The organism is Nordella sp. HKS 07 (assembly GCF_011046735.1).
Lineage (GTDB): Bacteria > Pseudomonadota > Alphaproteobacteria > Rhizobiales > Aestuariivirgaceae > Taklimakanibacter.
In genome coordinates, this window is the sequence record NZ_CP049258.1 from 202,556 (window position 1) to 222,474 (window position 19,919).

General features: G+C 61.8%; 18 protein-coding genes. 7 read left to right on the forward strand and 11 right to left on the reverse strand.

Annotation, left to right across the window (positions count from 1 at the left end; all coding sequences use genetic code 11):
* Positions 1 to 34: 34 nt before the first annotated feature.
* Positions 35 to 247 carry a cold-shock protein gene (locus tag G5V57_RS00940; RefSeq protein ID WP_119389527.1) on the reverse strand — a complete coding sequence of 71 codons (213 nt, stop codon included), beginning with the start codon at positions 245 to 247 and terminating at the stop codon, positions 35 to 37.
* Between the two features lie 313 nt (positions 248 to 560).
* Between G5V57_RS00940 and G5V57_RS00945 the strand changes: the two genes are divergently transcribed.
* On the forward strand, positions 561 to 1,223 hold the full coding sequence (locus G5V57_RS00945) for a DUF922 domain-containing protein (RefSeq protein WP_165165771.1): 663 nt from the start codon (positions 561 to 563) through the stop codon (positions 1,221 to 1,223).
* A gap of 124 nt (positions 1,224 to 1,347) precedes the next feature.
* On the opposite strand, the gene G5V57_RS00950 is transcribed toward G5V57_RS00945, so the two are convergent.
* From G5V57_RS00950 to petA, 8 genes are all read right to left on the reverse strand, one after another.
* Complete coding sequence (locus tag G5V57_RS00950; RefSeq protein ID WP_165165772.1) at positions 1,348 to 1,923, reverse strand: L,D-transpeptidase; 576 nt, start codon at positions 1,921 to 1,923, stop codon at positions 1,348 to 1,350.
* 326 nt (positions 1,924 to 2,249) lie between these two features.
* Complete coding sequence (locus tag G5V57_RS00955; RefSeq protein ID WP_165165773.1) at positions 2,250 to 3,128, reverse strand: S-methyl-5'-thioadenosine phosphorylase; 879 nt, start codon at positions 3,126 to 3,128, stop codon at positions 2,250 to 2,252.
* 131 nt (positions 3,129 to 3,259) lie between these two features.
* A complete protein-coding gene (locus tag G5V57_RS00960) occupies positions 3,260 to 6,355 on the reverse strand; it encodes an efflux RND transporter permease subunit (protein ID WP_165165774.1) in 3,096 nt (1,031 codons plus the stop codon).
* A 2-nt stretch (positions 6,356 to 6,357) separates the two neighbouring features.
* Positions 6,358 to 7,506, reverse strand: coding sequence for an efflux RND transporter periplasmic adaptor subunit (locus tag G5V57_RS00965; RefSeq protein ID WP_165165775.1), 1,149 nt, complete (start codon positions 7,504 to 7,506; stop codon positions 6,358 to 6,360).
* A 4-nt stretch (positions 7,507 to 7,510) separates the two neighbouring features.
* Entirely contained in the window at positions 7,511 to 7,966 is a 456-nt protein-coding gene (locus G5V57_RS00970) for a MarR family winged helix-turn-helix transcriptional regulator (RefSeq protein ID WP_165165776.1), read from the reverse strand.
* 142 nt (positions 7,967 to 8,108) lie between these two features.
* Positions 8,109 to 8,927 (reverse strand): cytochrome c1, encoded by an 819-nt coding sequence (locus G5V57_RS00975; protein ID WP_165165777.1) that lies wholly within the window; start codon positions 8,925 to 8,927, stop codon positions 8,109 to 8,111.
* A 14-nt stretch (positions 8,928 to 8,941) separates the two neighbouring features.
* On the reverse strand, positions 8,942 to 10,204 hold the full coding sequence (locus tag G5V57_RS00980; protein ID WP_165165778.1) for a cytochrome b/b6: 1,263 nt from the start codon (positions 10,202 to 10,204) through the stop codon (positions 8,942 to 8,944).
* A 13-nt stretch (positions 10,205 to 10,217) separates the two neighbouring features.
* Positions 10,218 to 10,778 carry a ubiquinol-cytochrome c reductase iron-sulfur subunit gene (petA, locus tag G5V57_RS00985; RefSeq protein WP_165165779.1) on the reverse strand — a complete coding sequence of 187 codons (561 nt, stop codon included), beginning with the start codon at positions 10,776 to 10,778 and terminating at the stop codon, positions 10,218 to 10,220.
* Between the two features lie 164 nt (positions 10,779 to 10,942).
* On the opposite strand from petA, the gene G5V57_RS00990 reads away from it, so the two are divergent.
* From G5V57_RS00990 to G5V57_RS01010, 5 genes are all read left to right on the forward strand, one after another.
* Complete coding sequence (locus G5V57_RS00990; RefSeq protein WP_165165780.1) at positions 10,943 to 11,401, forward strand: tRNA (cytidine(34)-2'-O)-methyltransferase; 459 nt, start codon at positions 10,943 to 10,945, stop codon at positions 11,399 to 11,401.
* Positions 11,402 to 11,463: 62 nt separating this feature from the next.
* Positions 11,464 to 12,333, forward strand: coding sequence for an oxygen-dependent coproporphyrinogen oxidase (gene hemF, locus G5V57_RS00995; protein WP_165165781.1), 870 nt, complete (start codon positions 11,464 to 11,466; stop codon positions 12,331 to 12,333).
* 34 nt (positions 12,334 to 12,367) lie between these two features.
* Complete coding sequence (locus G5V57_RS01000; protein ID WP_165165782.1) at positions 12,368 to 12,913, forward strand: adenine phosphoribosyltransferase; 546 nt, start codon at positions 12,368 to 12,370, stop codon at positions 12,911 to 12,913.
* Between the two features lie 291 nt (positions 12,914 to 13,204).
* A complete protein-coding gene (locus G5V57_RS01005; RefSeq protein WP_165165783.1) occupies positions 13,205 to 14,176 on the forward strand; it encodes a DMT family transporter in 972 nt (323 codons plus the stop codon).
* 221 nt (positions 14,177 to 14,397) lie between these two features.
* Positions 14,398 to 16,215: a hypothetical protein gene (locus G5V57_RS01010; protein ID WP_165165784.1), complete on the forward strand. Its 1,818-nt coding sequence runs from the start codon at positions 14,398 to 14,400 to the stop codon at positions 16,213 to 16,215.
* On the opposite strand, the gene G5V57_RS01015 is transcribed toward G5V57_RS01010, so the two are convergent.
* Both G5V57_RS01015 and G5V57_RS01020 read right to left on the reverse strand, forming a co-directional pair.
* Positions 16,164 to 17,720, reverse strand: a complete 1,557-nt coding sequence (locus G5V57_RS01015) for a trimethylamine methyltransferase family protein (protein ID WP_165165785.1) — start codon at positions 17,718 to 17,720, stop codon at positions 16,164 to 16,166. The genes G5V57_RS01010 and G5V57_RS01015 overlap by 52 nt on opposite strands.
* 114 nt (positions 17,721 to 17,834) lie before the next feature.
* The gene (locus G5V57_RS01020; RefSeq protein WP_165165786.1) at positions 17,835 to 19,043 is read right to left on the reverse strand and encodes a cytochrome P450; all 1,209 of its coding nucleotides are present in this window, start codon (positions 19,041 to 19,043) and stop codon (positions 17,835 to 17,837) included.
* A 39-nt stretch (positions 19,044 to 19,082) separates the two neighbouring features.
* On the opposite strand from G5V57_RS01020, the gene G5V57_RS01025 reads away from it, so the two are divergent.
* A complete protein-coding gene (locus G5V57_RS01025) occupies positions 19,083 to 19,880 on the forward strand; it encodes a M55 family metallopeptidase (RefSeq protein WP_165165787.1) in 798 nt (265 codons plus the stop codon).
* Positions 19,881 to 19,919: the final 39 nt, after the last annotated feature.

Here is a 19,919-nt window from a genome sequence, read left to right on the forward strand (position 1 = left end):
CCGGGCCGCCGCGGAAATCGCTTCTTTGGGAAGTCTAAAGCAGCTGCAGTTCGACCGCCTGCGGGCCGCGGCCGCGCTTGTCCGGCTGAACCTCGAAGCTGATTCTCATCCCTTCGTTCAACTCGGGGATGCCCGACCGCTGGACGGCGGTGACATGTACGAACACGTCCTTGCCGCCGCCTTCCGGCGACACGAATCCATATCCCTTGGCCTGGTTGAAAAATTTGATAGTGCCATTCTGGCGCATGCGAGGATTGCTCCTTTTCCCGTTTCCTCAACTGACCTGTCTACGGAATGTGAGCTTCCGCTTACAGGAAGGCACAGCTCGTCAAAACAGCGGAAAAGGCGGCAGCGGACACATGCCCCCATGCGCCGAGATCAGTCTTCACCGGGTTCGAATGCTTTGCCCGACCGGACCCGCATCTCTGCAGTCCGGCGCGGGACTATGACGCAAGGCTGGTTTCTCGGCAAGGCTCATTTGGTGGCCACCGATCGCGTCTTGGAGCTTGCGGGACAGGCTGCCCTGCCCTAGTTTTTCAGCTCAACTTCGAGAGGCGTCGATGCGGGCAATCAGAGGTGCGGCGGCCGCTGCCGCGATTTTGCTGTCTGCACTGGGTGGGAAGGCGGCCGATGCGGCACCGGCCTTCTCCACCAGATATGTCTATTATGACGTGACCGGCGACACCGCCACCGGGGTCTATATCTCGATGCTCAAGCGTGGGCCGCAAGTGAATGGCGCGAGCGCTTATGCGGCCACTTCGGCGCTGCCGTCTGAGCGCGGCAAGCTGGAACTGACCCGCAGCTGCCGCGTCATCGACTATCAGTATCGGACGGACTTCACTATCCACTTGCCAAAGCTCACTGACGAGACGGTCCTCTCGGCCGGGACACTCGAGCAGTGGCACAGATTCTCACGCCTTTTGGTCAAGCATGAAGAGACCCATCGTTCGATCTGGATGAGCTGCGCCAGGGAGATCGAAACCAGGATACGCGCCCTGCGCACTCACACCTGTGCGGAGCTCGACGAGAAAGCGCAGGAAATTCGCGATCAGGTGCAGAACGCCTGCCTGAGCAAGCACGCCGCATTCGACGCCGCTGAACAGAAAAGACTGGCTAGGCAGCCATTCGTGAGAATGGTGCTGGTCAACAACAGCAAGCCGAACAAGCCTGTCAAGCTCGCCGTCGGGAAGAAGCGCAAGAAGGCGGCCGCGCAGATCAATTAGAGCATCGGCCCGAGAAGTGCGTGCGGTTCTCGGACAAGCCGATGCGCAAAATCAAGGAGATAGAGCGCCGAGGTGATTCCATGAGAACGCCCGGCGCTCTAGACAATGCGCTCGGGCCGGTAGCCTATTGCGCGGCGATCGCGTCTTCCTCGAAGATCTGCTGCGGATCGGAAGGCAGCACGGTGACGCGCGTGCCGATCGGCGTCATTCGGTAGAGTTCGACCACATCCTGGTTCAACATGCGGATGCAACCGGACGACATCGCCTTGCCGATTGATTTCGGCGCGTTGGTGCCATGGATGCGAAATAGCGTGTCCTTGCCGTCCTGATACAGATAGAGCGCCCGCGCGCCGAGGGGATTCTCGGGCCCTCCGGGCTGACCATTGGCCCACTTCGCCGCATTGGGGTCACGCGCCACCATTTCGGCCGGCGGGTTCCATTTCGGCCACATCTGCTTGGCGCCTACCTGCGCCTCGCCTGACCATGAGAACCCTTCCCGTCCGACGCCGACGCCATACCGGATCGCCTGCTGACCGGGGAGGATCTTGAACAGATGTTTCGTTTTTGTGTCGACGACGATAGTCCCCGGCCATTCGTGGCCCAGATATTCCACCGTCTGGCGACGGAATTGTTCCGGAATCTTGCGCAGGTCGACTTGCGCGATCGGAAACGGATCGATAGTTCCATCGGTCGTATCCATGGTTTCCTGCGCGAACCCGGAGCGCGATGCGAGTCCGAATGCCGAAACGACGAACGACAGGCCGCCGAGAAATGAGCGCCGTGAGATATGATGAACCAAGTTGACCCTCCGTCCGCGATTTCTATCTTGCCTTTAACGCGCAGGCGTCCGGTAAGTTCACATAGAGCCCTTCCCGTTTTGATCGAATCGGTCCGATTCGATCAAAACGGGAAAAAGGGCTCGAAAAACATACAATCTGGAACGCTTCCTTATCGCCAAAGTCGAGCAACTTTGGCAGGAAGCGTTCTAGTCCCCCAAATCACCGCGAATGGGGCTGTCACATGGCTTTATTGGGGCCGTTTGAGCACGCGTCCGGCGACAGCATCGAGCTTGGTGAGCAAGGCCGGATCGCGCAGTTCCGGCTGCGTCATGATGGCGAAATCGAGCGACTTGTCGGAACCCACCCGGCAGGGCGGATGCTCGCGCGGAAAATCGCGCGCCAGCCGTGTCACGAATTTGCGCGCGTTCTCGCTGTTGCCTTTCAGCACCTTGATGATCGAGGTGATGTCGACCTCGCCGTGATGCGGATGCCATGAATCGTAATCCGTCACCATCGCGACGGTGCAATAGCTGAGTTCGGCCTCGCGCGCGAGCTTGGCCTCCGGCATGTTGGTCATGCCGATAACGCTGCAGCCCCATGAGCGATAGAGATGCGATTCTGCCAGCGTCGAGAATTGCGGCCCCTCCATCACCAGATACGTGCCGCCGCGCGCATGCGGAATATTCTCGGCCTTGAGCGCCGCTTCGGCCAGATCCTGGAGCGTCGGCGAGATCGGATAGGCCAGCGACACATGCGCCACGCAGCCGGTGCCGAAAAAGCTCTTCTCGCGCGCGAAGGTGCGATCGATGAACTGGTCGACGAGCACGAAACGCCCCGGCTCGAGTTCCTCGCGGAACGATCCGCAGGCTGACAGCGAGACGACATCTGTCACCCCGGCGCGTTTCAATATGTCGATATTGGCGCGATAGTTGATGCTGGTCGGTGAGTAGCGATGGCCACGCCCATGGCGAGGCAGGAAGACGACCGGCAGGCCGCCGATCTCGCCGCGCCGAAGCTGGTCGGATGGCTCGCCCCATGGCGAGGTGACCGTTTCCCAGCGCGCGCCCTCCATCTCGATGTCATAGATGCCCGAACCGCCGATGATGCCGAGCACTGATTTCGTCATGAACGCTTTCCCTTCGCCGATGCTTGGCGGGGCCTAGCAGAGCAGCATACCGGTAGGCAAGTTATCCTGAAATGGCCCTGGCGCAGCGAATTCTCCAGCGTCTTCCAAGTTTCTGTTTTAGTTAAATAAATTCATATGGTTACACTCGCTCCCGCCTCACTCTGCGGCGCCGGCCGGAAGCGCATCCGTGCTCTTTCGAGCGCGAGGAACATCACAGGCGTAATGTAGAGGGTCAGGAGTTGCGAGACGAGGAGGCCGCCGGCGATGGCGATGCCTAACGGCCGGCGCAGCTCCGAGCCGGCGCCGAAACCGAGCGCAATCGGCAGGGCGCCGAGGATGGCCGCGAATGTCGTCATCATGATGGGTCGGAACCGCCTGATGCAGGCCTCGCGGATCGCTTCCGCGGCGGCGACTCCGGCCTGCTGGCGCGTCAGCGCATAGTCGATCATCATGATGCCGTTCTTCTTCACGATACCGATGAGCATCACGATGCCGATGACGGCGATGACTGAGAGATCCATGCCTGCCAGCATGAGCGCAATGAGCGCGCCGACCCCGGCCGACGGCAGACCCGACAGGATCGTCAGCGGGTGGATGTAGCTCTCATAGAGAATGCCGAGGATGATGTAGATCACCAAAGCCGCGACGAGCAGCAGGAAGCCCTGCCCCGCAAGCCCGGCGACGAAGACCTGCGCCGTGCCGGCGAAATTGGCGGAGATCCCGCTCGGCAGATGCGCTGCTGCCGTTTCCTGGTTCACCGCATCGATTGCCGCGCCGAGCGCCACATTTGGCGCTACGTTGAACGAAATGGTGACCGAAGGCTGCTGGGCCTGATGATTGATCGACAACGGCCCCGAATCCCGCCGCGTCACCGTCACCTGGTCGAGCGGGATCGCCGCACCATTCGCCGATTTCACCGAGATCAGGGACAGCACATTGGGATCGTTCTGCAGCTCGGGCGCTACTTCCAGGATCACCGGATAGTCGTTGGACGGACGGTAGAGGGTGGCGACCTGCGCCACGCCGAAGGAATTGAAGAGCGTCGAGCGGATATCGTCGACATTGACACCAAGCGCTGCCGCGCGGTCGCGATCGATATCGACGATAAGTTCCGGATTGCTGAGCTCGAGGTCGGTCGTGACATCGCGAAGCTCGGCGCGTTTCTTGAGCCGATCGACGAGATCCGGCACGGCGCCGATGAGCGTATCGAGATCGACGCTCTGCAGGGTGTATTGGACATCGGCTTTGGCCGAGCGGCCGCCGATCTGGATATTTTGCACCGCCTGGTAATAGGCATCGATGCCGGGAATGACCGCGGTTTCGCGCCTCAGCCGCCGCGCCACATCCTCCGCGCTGTCGCGCTGCCCTTGCGGCTTGAGAGCGATGAAGAGCCGGGCCGTATTGGCCGCGTTGTTGCCGCCGCCAGCGGTCGAAAGCACATAGGCGACCGCCTTGTCCTGACGGACGATGGCGCTGGTAGCCTGCGTCTTCGCTGCCATCGCCGCGAAGCCGATCTCGGGCAAGGCCTCGATCGTCGCGGTGAGATATCCCGTGTCCTCGGTCGGAAAGAAGCCTTTGGGCACCACGACATAGAGCCAGATAGAAAGACCGAGCGTCGCCACGGTCACGGCGAGCATCAATCCCTGGAAGCGCAGAGCGAGATTGAGCGTGCGGCAATAGAAGCTCTCCATCCGGGCGAAGACCGTGTCGGAGACGCGCGCTATCAGGCTCTTCGGCTTGTCCCCTTTCTCGGCGCTGAGCAGTCTGGCGCAGAGCATCGGCGTCAGAGTCAGGGAGACGAAGCCCGACACCAGGATCGCCACTGAGATGGTGACTGCGAATTCGCGGAAGATGCGCCCCACCACGCCGCCCATGAACAGCACCGGGATGAATACGGCGACCAGCGATACGGTCATCGAGAGTATGGTGAAGCCGATCTCGCGCGCGCCCTCGAGCGCCGCGACGAACGGCTCTTGCCCCGCCTCGATGTGGCGCACGATGTTCTCGAGCATCACGATCGCGTCGTCGACCACGAAGCCGGTACTGAGCGTGATGGCGAGCAGTGACATATTGTCGATCGAAAATCCGAGCACCGCCATCACGGCGCAGGTGGCGATCAGCGACACCGGCAAGGCCAGGACCGGTATGAGGGTCGCTCTCAGCGATTTCAGGAAGGCGAAAATGACCAGGATCACCAGCAGGGCCGCCAGCAGCAAGGTAAACTCAACATCGGCGACCGCGTTGCGGATAGATACCGACCGGTCATTGGTGATGTCGAGCGAGATCGCCGCCGGCAACGCACTTCGATAGGCGGCGAGATGCGCCTTCACCTGGTCGACCACATCGACCGTGTTGGCGCCGGGCTGGCGGAAGATCGCCAGCACCACCGCCCGCTGGTCGTTGTACCAGCTCGCCGTCTGCTCGTTCTGGGCGCCGTCGCGCACAGCCGCCACATCGCCGAGTCGCACCGGCTTGCCGTCCCGCCAGGCGACCACCAGCGGACGGTAATCCTCGGCCTTGATCAGCTGCGATGGCGCGTTGATCGTGAGATTCCGGCTCTGGCCTGCAAGACCGCCGACCGGCACATAGGAATCGGCGGCGGTGACCGCCGTGGCGAGGTCCGCCATGCTGAGACCGCGGCTCGCGGCAAGCCTGGGATCGGTCTCGATCCTGACTGCCCGCTTCTGCTGGCCGAAGATCGAGACCTGCGCCACACCGAGGATCTGCGAGATTTGCGGCACCAGCACAGTCTCGGCATATTCATCGACATCGGTGAGCGGCATCGTGCTCGAGGCGAGTGCCAGCAGCAATACCGGCTGATCGGCCGGGTTGACCTTCCTGAAGCTGGGCGGCGTGGTCATCTGCGGCGGCAGGCGCCGCTCGGCGATGCTGAGCGCCGACTGCACGTCGAGAGACGCCGCGTCGATATCCCGGTTGAGATCGAACTGCAGTACGATGGTGGTCGAGCCCTGCATCGAGGTAGACGTCATCGAGGTGACGCCGGGAATGGTCGAGAATTGCTGCTCCAGCGGCTCGGCTACCGAGGACGCCATCGAGTCGGGGCTGGCGCCGGGCAGCGAGGCGCTCACCTGGATGGTCGGGAAATCGATGCGCGGCAGGGCCGCCACCGGCAACTGGCGGAAGCCCGCAATGCCGAGCACGACGAGCGACAACATCAGGAGCACCGTCATTACAGGCCGTCTGATGCAGAGCTCGGAGAGTCCCATGACTAGCCTCCCTTCATCGCCTGCTTGACCTGGACCAGGGCGCCGTCCGACAGCAGTAGCTGTCCGTCGGTCACCACCTGATCACCGTCCTCGAGGCCGCTGCCGATGACCGTCAGGCCCTCGACATTGCGCGCCACCACGACCGGCTTCAGATGGGCGCGTTGATGGGCATCGACCGCATAGACATAGGATCCCTGCTGGTTCGTCCTGACCGCCTCATCGGGCACGGTGAGCTGGTCGGGCTGGTCGCGGAAGATCACATCGACATTGACGATCTCGCCCGGCCACAGAAGGGCGGGCGCATTGCCGATGCTGGCATAGGCGGTGACCAGGCCGGTCGCCGGATTGGCGGCATTGTCGATCGCGGTGACGGCGCCCTCGCGCTTCTCGCTCCGCCCCGGCACCGTGAGGCTGACCTTGGCGAGCCCTTGCGCCTTGTCCTCCGCCAGATCGGCGACCATTTTCTGGGGGATTCCTACCGTCACATAGATCGGATCGAAAACATTGATCGTCACGATAGGGCTGGCCTGCTGGCCGGAAACGATGGTTGAGCCCGGTCTCACCGGCACGGTGCCGATGCGCCCGCTGACCGGCGCACGGATGGTGTAATATTCGCGCTGAACCTCGAGATTATGCAGCATCGCCTGGTCGGTCTGCAGCGCCGCCTTATCGAGGTCGATGGTCGTTTGCGCATCGGCGGCATTTTCCGGCGTTTCGAATTTTCCGGCGAGCAGCTTGTCGATGCGCGCGAGGTCGCGCCCGGCCTTGTCGATATTCGCCTGATCCTTGACCAGTGCCGCCTGCGCCTCCTCGATCTGCGTATCGATCAGGCGCGTATCGAGCTCGATCAGGATGTCGCCCTCCTTCACATCCGCCCCGTCCGTGACGGAGAGCTTGGAGACCATGCCTGATACTTGCGAGGTCACGGCGATCGAGGCGATCGGCTGGACGGTGCCGATGGTCGCGAAGCTGACCGGCAGCGTCATGCGCTTGACCGCGGCCAGCACAACGGGGACAGCCTTTTCCGCCCGCTGTGTCGGTGTGGCCTTGGCATCGGCGACCCGCTCCCTGACGCCGCTAACATGCCAGTAGCCGGCCCATGCGGCGGCGACCGCCAAAACGAAACAGAGCATGAGGACGATGCGTCTCATGAGCTCACTCCGCCGCCATCCTGGTGTCGGCCTTCAGCTGCCGCTTCAGCCGATCGAGCACGCCTGATGCCTGCATCAGGGCGGCGTCATTCACCTGCTGCAGGACTTCGCCGGCGATCTCTTCGCGGAAGCCGTCGATCTTGCGGGACATCGCCCGTCCCGCCGCCGTCAGGTGGATGCGGTTGATGCGACGGTCACGGGCGTCGCCGCGCCGTTCGACCAACCCTTGACGGGCCAGCTTGTCGATGAGGCCGGAGAGCGAGATGGGGCGGACTTCCATCTCCTCCGCAAGTTCCGCCTGGGTAGCGCCTTCCCTCCGGCTGAGCTTGGCCAGAACCCGCAACTGGGCGCCGGTGAGGCCCAGGCGCCGGGCACGCTGGTCGACGAAGTGGCGCAGATGCCGCGATGTCTCGATCAGCACACTCAGGAACTCACGGCGGAGCGAACGTTGGCGATCCATGGGCTGTAAGCCTCCTGTTGATCAGGTGGCTTACGATTCAGGCGCTGGGGTGGCTTTTTGATTAATTCATGGCAATGAAGCCGCCCGCAAAAGAAAAAGGCCGGGAGTTTCCCGGCCTTCTCTCTTTGGGTATCAACTGAGTTCAGTGCTCGACCTTGGCCCAGACGCGCTGCTTCACGAAATAGAGAAGCACGGCGAAGATGGCGAGATAGATGAGAGTGGCGAAGCCGAGCGACTTGCGCTCCTCCATCTTGGGCTCGGCGGCCCAGGCCAGGAAGGCCGAAACGTCGCGCGCCATGGCGTCGACCGTATTGGGCGCCCCGTCATCGAAGGTCACCTGACCGTCGGTGAGCGGTGGTGCCATGCCGATCCAGTGGCCGTTCACGAAATACGGGTTGAAGTGCTTGCCCTCAGGGGCGTCCTTGGCCGCTTCCGCCGGCGGCTGCTCAAAGCCGGTCAGCACCGAATAGACATATTGCGGGCCGCCGACACCGTTGATGAGCTGGTTGAACGTACCGTACCAGCCGGCCCTCGCCTTGGTGATGAGCGAGAAGTCGGGCGGGAGCGCACCGCCATTGGCGTTGCGCGCCGCCTGCTCATTGGCGAAGGGCGACGGGAAGCGGTCGGCCGGGATGCCCGGCCGGTCGAACATCTCGCCATCCTCGCCCGGTCCGTCCTTGACCGTGAAGGTCGCGGCGAGCGCCTTGACCTGCTCCTCAGAGAACCCCGGTCCGCCTGGGTCGGCGAGGTTGCGGAAGGAGACGAGCCGCATCGAATGGCAGGCCGCGCAGACTTCCTTGTAGACCTTGTAGCCGCGCTGCAGCTGGCCCCGATCGAAAGTGCCGAACGGTCCCTCGAAGGAGAAGGAGATGTCCTTCGCATCCCTCTGGCCTTCGGCGGCAAAAGCCGGAACGGCGAGAAGGACGAGGGAGGCCGCGACGAGTATCTTGAAGAGTTTCATGTGTCTTTCTCCAATCACTCGGCGGGCATGGCCTGGCCTTGCGGCAAGGCGGGTTTCTTCTTGGCGAGCACGTCATCGGAGATCGACGACGGCAGCGGCTTCGGCGTCTCGAGCAGGCCGAGCAGCGGCAGGATCACCAGGAAGTGGAAGAAGTAGTAGAAGGTCAGGATGCGCGAGAAGGTGACATACAGACCCTCAGGCGGCTTCGAGCCCAGATAGCCGAGGCCGATGCAGACCGCGACGAAGATCCAGAAGAAGCCCTTGAACAGGGGCCTGTAGTTGCCCGAACGCACCTTCGACGTGTCGAGCCAGGGCAGCACGAAGAGGATGGCGATCGAGCCGAACATCGCGACGACGCCGCCAAGCTTGTCCGGAATGGCGCGCAGGATCGCGTAGAACGGCAGGTAATACCATTCGGGCACGATATGCGCCGGCGTCACGAGCGGGTTGGCCGGCTCGTAGTTGATCGCGTGGCCGAGATAGTTCGGCATGAAGAACAGGAACACGCCGAAAAACATGAGGAACAGGACGATCGCGAACGTGTCCTTCATCGTATAGTACGGATGGAAGGGCACGGTGTCCTGGCCCGACTTCACGCTGACGCCGGTCGGGTTGTTGTTGCCCGGCACATGCAGCGCCCAGATATGCAGGCCGACCAGGCCGGCGAGCACGAAGGGCAACAGATAGTGCAGCGAGAAGAAGCGGTTGAGCGTCGGATTGTCGACGGCATAGCCGCCCCACAGCCAGGTCGTGATCGGTTCGCCGAAGAACGGAATGGCCGAGAACAGGTTGGTGATGACCTTGGCGCCCCAGAAGCTCATCTGGCCCCAGGGAAGCACGTAGCCCATGAAGGCGGTGGCCATCATCACGAGATAGATGAGGACGCCGATGATCCACAGCACTTCGCGCGGCGCCTTGTAGGAGCCGTAATACATGCCGCGGAACATGTGGATATAGACGGCGATGAAGAACATCGACGCGCCGTTGGAATGCATGTAGCGGATCAGCCAGCCGTAGTTCACGTCGCGCATGATGTGCTCGACGGAATTGAAGGCGAAGTCGACATGCGGCGTGTAGTGCATCACCAGCACGATGCCGGTGATGATCTGCACCACCAGCATGAGGGCGAGAATGCCGCCGAAGGTCCACCAGTAGTTCAGGTTCTTCGGCGTCGGGAAATCGAGAGCCGAGCTCTTGACCAGCTCGACGATCGGCAGGCGCTCATGGAGCCATTTCTCCGCGGCGCTCTTGGGTTGGTAAGTCGAATGTCCGCCCATCGCGTGCCCTCTGTTAGCCGATACGGATCTTGGTATCGGAGATATATGCATAGATCGGCACCGGCAGGTTTTGCGGCGCCGGGCCTTTGCGAATGCGTCCGGCCGTGTCGTAATGCGAGCCGTGGCAGGGGCAGAACCACCCGCCGTAATCACCCTGCTGGCCGAGCGGCACGCAGCCGAGATGGGTGCATACGCCCATCATGACCAGGAACTTCTCCTTGCCGTCGACCACGCGGTTTACGTCGGTGGCCGGATCGCCTTCCTTCACATTGGCGTTGCGGGCAACGGGATCGGGGAGGTCGGAGACCGGAACAGCCTGGGCCTCCTCGATCTCCTTCGGGGTGCGGTGCCGCACGAAGACCGGATTGCCGCGCCATTTGATGGTGATGCTCTGGCCCTCGGCGATCGGCGCCAGATCGATCTCGATCGAGGCCAAAGCGCGCACCGAGGCGTCAGGATTCATCTGGTCGATGAACGGCCAGGCCACCAGGGCCGCGCCCACCGCACCGGCCGCGCCGGTGGCTATATAGAGAAAGTCGCGCCGGTTCGGATCGGCATGTTCGGCTGTGGACACTTGAGTTTCCTCTCGCAAAAGGCATACCGGTAGGCCCGCGAAACCGGCCGGCACACGAATTGGTGTGTTTTTGGCATTGGGGTTCCGGATTGTCTAGCCATCAAGTGTCGCAGTGAGATGTTACTTTGCGACTTTCGCCGCCAGCGGCTAAGAAGCTGAAATCCATGATTGAAATAGCTCTCTACCAGCCCGACATACCGCCCAATGCGGCAACTATCATGCGCATGGCGGCCTGCTTGGGCCTCAAGGTCAGGATCATCGAGCCGGCCGGCTTCACCTGGTCCGATTCTTCCTTGAAACGCGCCGGCATGGACTATCTCGACCACGCGCTGGTCATCCGTGACCCGTCCTGGACAGCGTTCCGGGAGGCCACGAGAGGCCAGAGGTTGATTCTCGCCTCGACCGGGGCCGCCATCCCCTATGTCGACTTTGCCTTCCGCAGCGGCGACATCCTCCTGATGGGCCGCGAAAGCTCGGGCGTTCCGGCTGAGGTTCACGATGCGGCCGATGCCCGGCTTCTGATCCCGATGCGCGCCGGCCTGCGCTCGCTCAATGTGGCCATGGCCTGCGCCATGATGACCGGTGAGGCCCTGCGCCAGACTGCGGGCTTTCCTGCCACGTAAGCGAGGGTGTGTCGACAAATCGCTTTGTCTTCCGCGGGAACTTTCGCCAGAGTCGCCGCATCATGAAGACACTTGAAGAAAAACAAGCCCTTGCGCGCGCCTGGTTCGAGGACCTGCGCGATCAGATCTGCGCCGAATTGGAGAAACTGGAAGATGAGGTGGGCGGCACCGAACCGCCTAGCCGCTTTGTGCGCAAAAACTGGACCCGCAAGGACCACACCGGCGCCATGGGCGGCGGCGGGGTCATGTCGATGATCCATGGCCGCCTGTTCGAGAAGGCGGGCGTCCATTGCTCGACCGTGCATGGCGAGTTCTCGCCGGAGTTCCGCAAGCAGATCCCCGGCGCCGAAGAGGATCCGCGCTTCTGGGCCTCGGGCATTTCGCTCATCGTCCATCCGCGCAATCCGCATGTCCCGGCCGTGCATATGAACACCCGCCTCGTGGTGACCTCGAAGAGCTGGTTCGGCGGCGGCGCCGACCTGACACCGGTCCTCGACATCCGGCGAACCCAGGAACATCGCGACAGCTTCGCCTTTCATGCCGCGATGAAGCAGGTCTGCGATACGCATCGCATCGCCGATTACGCCAAATACAAGAAATGGTGCGACGACTATTTCTTCCTGCCGCATCGCGGCGAGCCGCGCGGCATTGGCGGCATCTTCTTCGACTATCTGGATTCGGGCGACTGGGATGCCGATTTCGCCTTCGTGCAGGATGTCGGCCGCGCCTTCCGCGACGCCTATCCGCCGATCGTGCGCGCCAATATGAAAGAGGCCTGGACCGCGGCCGAGCGGGAGGAACAGCTCGTCCGCCGCGGACGATATGTCGAGTTCAATCTGCTCTACGATCGCGGAACCATCTTCGGGCTCAAGACCGGCGGCAATGTGGAGTCGATCCTCTCCTCGATGCCGCCGGAAGTGAAGTGGCCCTGACTTATTAAGCCCGACATTCGCAAGGAGGATGAGCATGGATCTGCGGAATGGCTTCGACATCAAACGCTACATCCGGACCATCCCGGACTATCCGAAGAAGGGTATATTGTTCCGCGACATCACCACGTTGCTCGCCAATCTTCATGCCTTCCGCGCCGCCGTCGACGAGTTAGCATGGCCATTCCTCAAGGGCGGCATCGACTATGTCGCCGGCATCGAGGCGCGCGGCTTCATCTTAGGGGGAGCCGTCGCCCATGTGCTGGGCCGCGGCTTCGTGCCCATCCGCAAGAAGGGCAAGCTACCTTACCGGGTGATCGGCCAGGAGTATGCGCTCGAATATGGCGTCGACACGATCGAGATTCATGCCGATGCGATCGGGGCCGGCGACCGCATCCTCCTCATCGACGATCTGATCGCCACCGGAGGCACCTCGAACGCCGCCATCGACCTTATCCGCAAGTCGGGCGGCGAAGTGGTGGCCGCCGCCTTCGTCATCGACCTTCCCGATATCGGCGGCAGCCAGCTCCTGCGCGACAAAGGCGTCAAGATCCACACGCTGGTCTCCTTCGAGGGTCATTGAGGCGTTGGTGCTTGCGGCTTGCACTTGTGGGCCGGGCCGCATGAGAAATAGATCGCTACCCTCGGCGCAGGCAATCGGGCGCTGGCCCGATCCGGGAAAATTCCCTGCTTCGGAGTGATCGGAAGAGTTAACGCATTGAAATATCTGAGGTGCCGTCCCAATTTGCGAAAAATTCCCTGCAATACCCTGCAAATCCCTGCATCCGCCGCCGCGAGTGACCTGCAGGATTGGCGCGGCTGGCATGTCGATCCGCCAGAGGCCGGCGCAAATGCTTGCGTGTAAGCGGACAGAATGAGCAGCGACACAACCGCCGAGAGCGCTTCGGCCGCCCCGGCGGCCACGGTCCCGTGGCTTGGCTATGTTTTCACGGCGCTGGGCGCCGCTTTGTTCTCGTCCAAGGCCATCTTCATCAAGCTCGCTTATCTCGAACGAGCAGACGCGGCCATGATGCTCGCCTTGCGCATGGTGATGTCGCTGCCCTTCTTCGTGGCCGTCGGCCTCTATGCGCTCTATCTGCATAGCCGCGCCGGAAGGCCCTATCCGAGCCCGCGCCTGGTAGCCATGGCCGCGCTCATCGGCTTCATCGGCTACTACATCGCCGCCTATCTCGACTTTGCCGGCCTTGTCTACATCACCGCGCAGCTCGAGCGTCTGGTGCTTTTCACCTATCCCGTTTTCGTGATGCTGCTGGGCTGGCTGTTCTTCAAAGGCCGCATCACGATGAATGGCCTGATCGGCGCCGCCATCACCTATTCGGGTCTGGCCCTCATCTTCTCGCTCGGCCTTACCACCGACGGCTGGTCCACCCTTCTCGGCACGCTCCTGGTGCTGGGCGCGGCTATCGCTTTCGCGCTTTATCAGTTGCTCGCGAAGAACCTGATCTCGGCCATCGGCAGCACGCTCTTCACCGCCATCGCCATGTCGGCCGCTTCAGTCGCCTGCGTGATCCACTATCTGGTCGCCTCGCATGGCGTCGGGCCGAGCGTGTCCTGGAACTATATCGGCCTCGTCGCCGGCTGCGCCATCTTCGCGACGGTGCTGCCCTCCTTCCTCATCAACGCCGGGCTCGGGCGTATCTCGCCGCAAGCCTCTTCGATGATCTCGACCATCTCGCCGCTGGTCACGATCTTCCTCGCGGTGATCTTCCTGGGCGAGGAGTTCACCTTTACCGACGCGATCGGCACCACGCTGATCATCCTGGGCGTCGGCTTCTATGCCTGGTCGGATGCAAGGGCGGCCAGAGCGCCGGCGGCGGAGAGCTGACCAAGCCGCCATCGAGCGAGCCCGGAGCACGCAGCATGACCCTGACGACATAGAGTAGCGCCGGCCACAGCGTGTTAGTCGTCTCGCGTGCTAGGGCGCCGGTGACTGAAGGCTTGCCTGGGGCGAAGAACTGACGGAAGGCATCAGCACCAAGTTATTTCTCTTGATTCATTGCACGGAAGAAACATATTTATTCCGTCGGCGTTTGAAAAGGACATGAAATGGCCGACAACGAATTCTCAAAACTTCTTCCCCCATCTGTTGCTCGCATGCAATGGCCGCGAACCTTCGAGGGAAGGAACCGAACTCACATAGGCGGTATCGGGTCGCTCTCGAACTACCAACCCACGCCACGCGACAAATTGATCGGCGCTTTACATGACATCTATGGATATAACCCCGAGGCAAGGGCTCGCATTGCCAACATGATGCAGCGTGTGGACTTTTTGGGCGGCACGCCATTTGGTACATACGACGCCACGCGTGCGGTCAGTGAGGGACGGTACACGGACGCAATGCTGCCCGCGATCACCGCTGCAGCACCATGGGCGGGGAAGATTATCAAAACTGCTGTCAAAGCATTCCCGAATGCGCGCCTCGGAGGCGAAACTGGTGATTTGGAAGAGGTATCGGACCCTACTTTCGAGAGCAATCTCGACAAGCGCTCGCTTCAGAGATCACATGAAATGTCGATGCCTGACACCCGGCTTCAACAAGTTCATCTCCCGCAAACAACCGCACCGGCAAAAAGTGATCTGACCGCCCCAACAATCATACCGTCGGACACCGCCTTGGTAGTAGCCAAGCCACATATCATCCGGCCGGATACCAGCTTAGCGGTGCCGAGGCCGTATATCGCTTGGCCGATCGGTCGCGATGCCCATGAAGCAAAGAGGGGCGATTCGTTCATACCCACACTTGTTCCTTGGCCCCAACCCATGAAGGAGCCCGAAATCAACTTCACGCTACCCCGACACTGGAAACAGCGCTCCTCTCCGTGGGTTGCACAATATCCGCCAATGACAATGCGACGTCGGCCGTTTCGTCTCGACTATCCGGAGGATCCGCCGACCGATGCTCAGGGAAGAATCCTATTTGACATAGAAGGGAGGCCCCTAACCGCGAGAATCGTTATAGGACGAAATGAACTAGGCAAAAGCGACCGTGCACTCGATTCGGGTGACATGGTTGAGATTATTAAAGACGATTTAGGGCTTGACTTAGTTTCCGCGCCAAAAAACTACTTCAAGCCAAATACGATTGGCCACTTGAGCATCGATCCGAAGGATGGCCGACTCGCAGAGATTGCCGTCTGGAACGAGCTTCCAGCTGATCAGGAGGATGTCACAATTGCCCATGAATTGGGACACGTCTTCGACATAATCGCTAGGAACCTTTCGGTGCACGGAATAGACGATGAACTCATCCCTCTCTATAGCGCTCATTCGACGGGAAGAATTGGGCCACCCTATCTATTGCCTGACAATCGCGGCTATGCACCTCATATCGCACCGCGCGAACGAGCTGCGGAAGCATTTCGCATATACGCAACGGGGCCCAATACAATGAAGACGATGGCTCCCAAAGCGGCAGCTGCGATACGGGCGCTAAACACCCATCCGTTCTTTTCAAAAGTTATCCAGTTTAACGGCGTTCCGTTTGGAGTACCGGCGGGAGCCGTTGCCGCAACCGCTGGGGCATTCGGAGCCATGGCAAATAGCGACGATGCCAATGCGGCACCTGCGCGGCAGACTTCGGAAGTAAGTCATCGTGGAGGCTTTGAGAAGAGGAATACCGACCGTGGTCTAGCGAGCATCACAAATGCGCTGTCCCGACTCAATAGGCATGCGTCCCCCCGAAGGGGGGAAAACTCAGAGATTTCGTCCAGACGCTCACGCAACTTGAACACAAACCCAGGATTCATCGTTATGGCGGCCCAAGATGAAGTCTCGGCAAAGCAGGCCTTAATTCTTTCGAAGGTGTCACCTCACGCCACGCTATCCGGCAGACCTTCCTTGCGCTTAGCCATGAAGGCCTGAAGCGCTTCGTCGAGGGCGGGATCGAGCGCCGGCGCTTCATATTCGCGCAGCATCCGCTTCCAGGTATCGTTGGCGCGCTGGCTGATATCCTTGCCGCCGTCGTCGCGCCACTGCTCGAAGGAATTGTTGTCGGCGATGGTCGAGCGCCAGAAGGCGGTCTCGAAATTGGCTTGCGTATGGGCGCAGCCGAGGAAATGCGAGCCTGGCCCCACTTCGCGGATCGCCGACAGGCCCTGCCCGTTCTCGGAGAAGTCGACACCTTCCGAGAAGCGCTGGAACATGGTGAGTTGGTCGGCGTCGATGATGAACTTCTCATAGGAGCTGACCAGGCCGCCTTCGAGCCAGCCCGCCGCATGCAGCATGAAATTGACCCCGCCCAAGAGCGCCGGCCACAGCGTGTTGGCCGTCTCATGCGCCGCCTGGGCGTCGGTGACCTTTGAGGCGCACAATCCGCCGCCGGAGCGGAAGGGAACGCCCAGCCGCCTGGCGAGCTGCGCGGCGCCGAACAGCACATGCGCCGGCTCCGGCGTGCCGAATGTCGGCGCTCCTGACTGCATCGAGATCGAGCTTGCGAATGTGCCGAACACCACCGGGGCGCCGGGACGGCAGAGCTGCGCGAAGGCCATGCCGACGGAGGCCTCGGCCAGGATCTGCGTCAGCGTGCCGACAACCGTGACCGCCGACATGGCGCCCGACAGGATGAAGGGCGACACGACGGTCGCCTGATTGGCGCGGGCATAAACTTTGAGCGCCCCCACCATGGTGCCGTCGAAGACGAGCGGCGAATTGGCGTTGATGAGATTGATCAGCACGCAGTTCTGGTCGACGAAGTCGTCGCCAAACACCATCTTCGCCATGGTGACGGAATCCTCCGCCCGCTCGGGCGCCGTCACCGAGCCCATGAAGGCTTTGTCGGAATAGCGGATATGGCTGTAGACCATGTCGAGATGGCGCTTGGCCACCGGAATGTCGACCGGCTCGCACACCGTGCCGCCCGAATGATGCAGCGACGGCGACATATAGGCGAGCTTCACGAAATTGCGGAAATCCTCGATCGTGGCATAGCGTCGTCCCTCGTCGAGATTGCGGATGAAGGGTGGTCCGTAGACCGGCGCGAAGATGGTGCTGTTGCCGCCGACGGTGACGGAACGCTCGGGGTTGCGCGCATATTGCACGAATTCGCGCGGCGCCGTCTTGAGGAGCGCGCGCACCAGGCCCTTGGGGAAGCGCACGCGGTCGCCCTTCACATCGGCGCCGGCCGCCTTCCACATCGACAAAGCCTCGGCATCGTCGCGGAAGTCTATGCCGATCTCCTGCAGCACGGTCTCGGCATTGGCCTCGATGAGCTCGAGCTGTTCGGTCGTGAAGGGCTCGTAGAGGGGAACATTGCGGCGGATGAAGCCCTGCTGCTTGGCGGTGCCGCCCGAGCGCGCCGCCCGGCGCGCCTCCGCACCACCACGGGCCCGGCGGCCGCCGGTTGAGGGAAGGGTCTGGGCTTCGGACATCGTCACACCGTTGAAATCATCTCACCTCCCCGGGTGATACGCTCAACAGGGTCGGCAGGGCGGCGCATTTCCGTCTAGGCATGGCCCGGAAACGACGTCGCGGTTTGTCCGCCTTCACCAGGCCAGATCGAGGCGTTCCAGCCCGTGGAAATGATAGGCATCCCGATAACGGGGCGGCCGGGCGAGTTTCAGTCCCGGCAGGCGCTCGAACAGGATCGGCAAGGCCACGTTGAGCTCAAGCCGGGCCAGGGGCGCTCCGACGCAGAAGTGGATGCCGGCCCCGAAACTCACATGCGGATTTGGGGCGCGGGAGGGATCGAACCGGTCGGGTTCCGGGAAACGGACCGGGTCGCGATTGGCCGCACCGAGCAGAAGCCCCACCGTCTCGCCTTTCTTCAGCCGGAGACCATTGTATTCGACATCCTCCAGCGCGTAGCGGGTGAAGAGATGCAGCGGCGCGTCGAAGCGCAACAGCTCCTCGGCATGGCCTTCGCTGAAGCCTGGACCCGCCTGCCCCGTCTCGACCAGCGCCTTGACGCCATTGCCGATGGCATGGACGCTCGCTTCGTGGCCGGCATTGAGCAGCAGGATCGCCGTGGTGATGAGCTCGTCCTCGCTGAGCGATCTGCCCTCGGCTTCGGCGGCGATCAGCTGCGAGAGGAGATCATCGCCCGGCGCCGCCCGTCTTTCCTTTACATAGCGGCGCATGAAGTCGCTGAACGCCAGGGTTGCGGCCACCGCCTTGCGCTCGACCTGCGTGTCGCGGCGGGCCTGATACATCGCCACCATGTCATGCGACCAGGCGAGAAGCTGCGGCCCCGTCTCCACCGGCACACCGAGAAGCTCGGCGATAATGGTGATCGGGATTGGCGTCGCGAAAGCCTCGAGGAGCTCGACCTCACGCTTGTCGGCGAAGTGATCGATCAATTCATGGGCAAGCAAAGTGATGCGCGGCCTGAGCCTTTCCACCGTGCGTGACAAGAAAGCCCGGTTAACGAGACCGCGCAGTCTGGTGTGAACCGGCGGCTCGGTCTCCAGCAGCGAATGCCGCTCGAAATCATAGAACGGCTTGAGCCGTCGAGGGATCTCGGGCCAGCCCAGTTCTTCCCGCGTCATCACATGCAATATCTGCCTGCCGAAGCGCCGGTCGCGCAGCAGCGCCGCCACATCGTCATGCCGGGCGAAGCACCAATAGCCATATTGCTCCCATTTGAAGACCGGAACGCTCTCGCGCAGGCGCCGGTAAATGGGATATGGATCATTGAAGAATACCGGATCGCGCGGATCGAGGCTGAGGCTTCGGTTCGTCGTGTCGATTTTCATCAAGACCAATCTACGTTGCAGGGACCCCGAAGGCATATCATGAAAGTCTATATCAGTGTCGATATCGAAGGCGTGGCGGGCATTACCCATTGGGACGAGGCGCAGAAGAACCACGCCGATTACGGCGAATTCCGCGAGCAGATGACACGCGAGGCGGTCGCCGCCATCGAGGGCGCCGAGGCCGCCGGCGCCACCGAAATCTGGGTCAAGGACGCCCATGCTTCAGGCCGCAATCTCATCACCTCGATGCTGCCCGCCAATATCAGGCTCATCCGCTCCTGGGCCGGCCATCCGCTCTGCATGGTGCAGGAGCTCGATGAAAGCTTCGATGCGGTGATGATGGTCGGCTATCACGCAGCGGCGGGCTCCGAAGCGAATGCACTCGCTCATACGCTTTCCCTCAAGCCGCATCTCATCCGTATCAATGGCCGCACGGCTTCCGAATTCTACATCCACGCTCTGGCAGGGAGCCTGCTGGGCGTGCCGACCGTCTTCGTGACCGGCGACGAGGCGCTGATGGCGGAGGTGGCGGGCACCAACAAGGCGATCGGCCGTTGTGCCGTCAAGCGCGGCATCGGCCAGTCGACCGCCAGCCTCACGCCGAAGGCCGCCGTTACGGCCATCCGCTCCGGAGCCGAGACGTCCCTCAAGGGCAAGCTCGATGATGCCCTCATTCCGCTGCCCAAGGAGTTCACGCTCGAAATCACCTATGCCAATCCGGTGACCGCCTATCGGATGCAGTGGTATCCGGGCGCCAGCCACAGCGGCGACCGGACCATACGCTTCGCGACCACGGATTATTTCGACATATTACGGATGCTGAATTTCGTCACGTGAGGATGCGCTTGTTGCATAGGTACCAAGGGTGACAGGGGA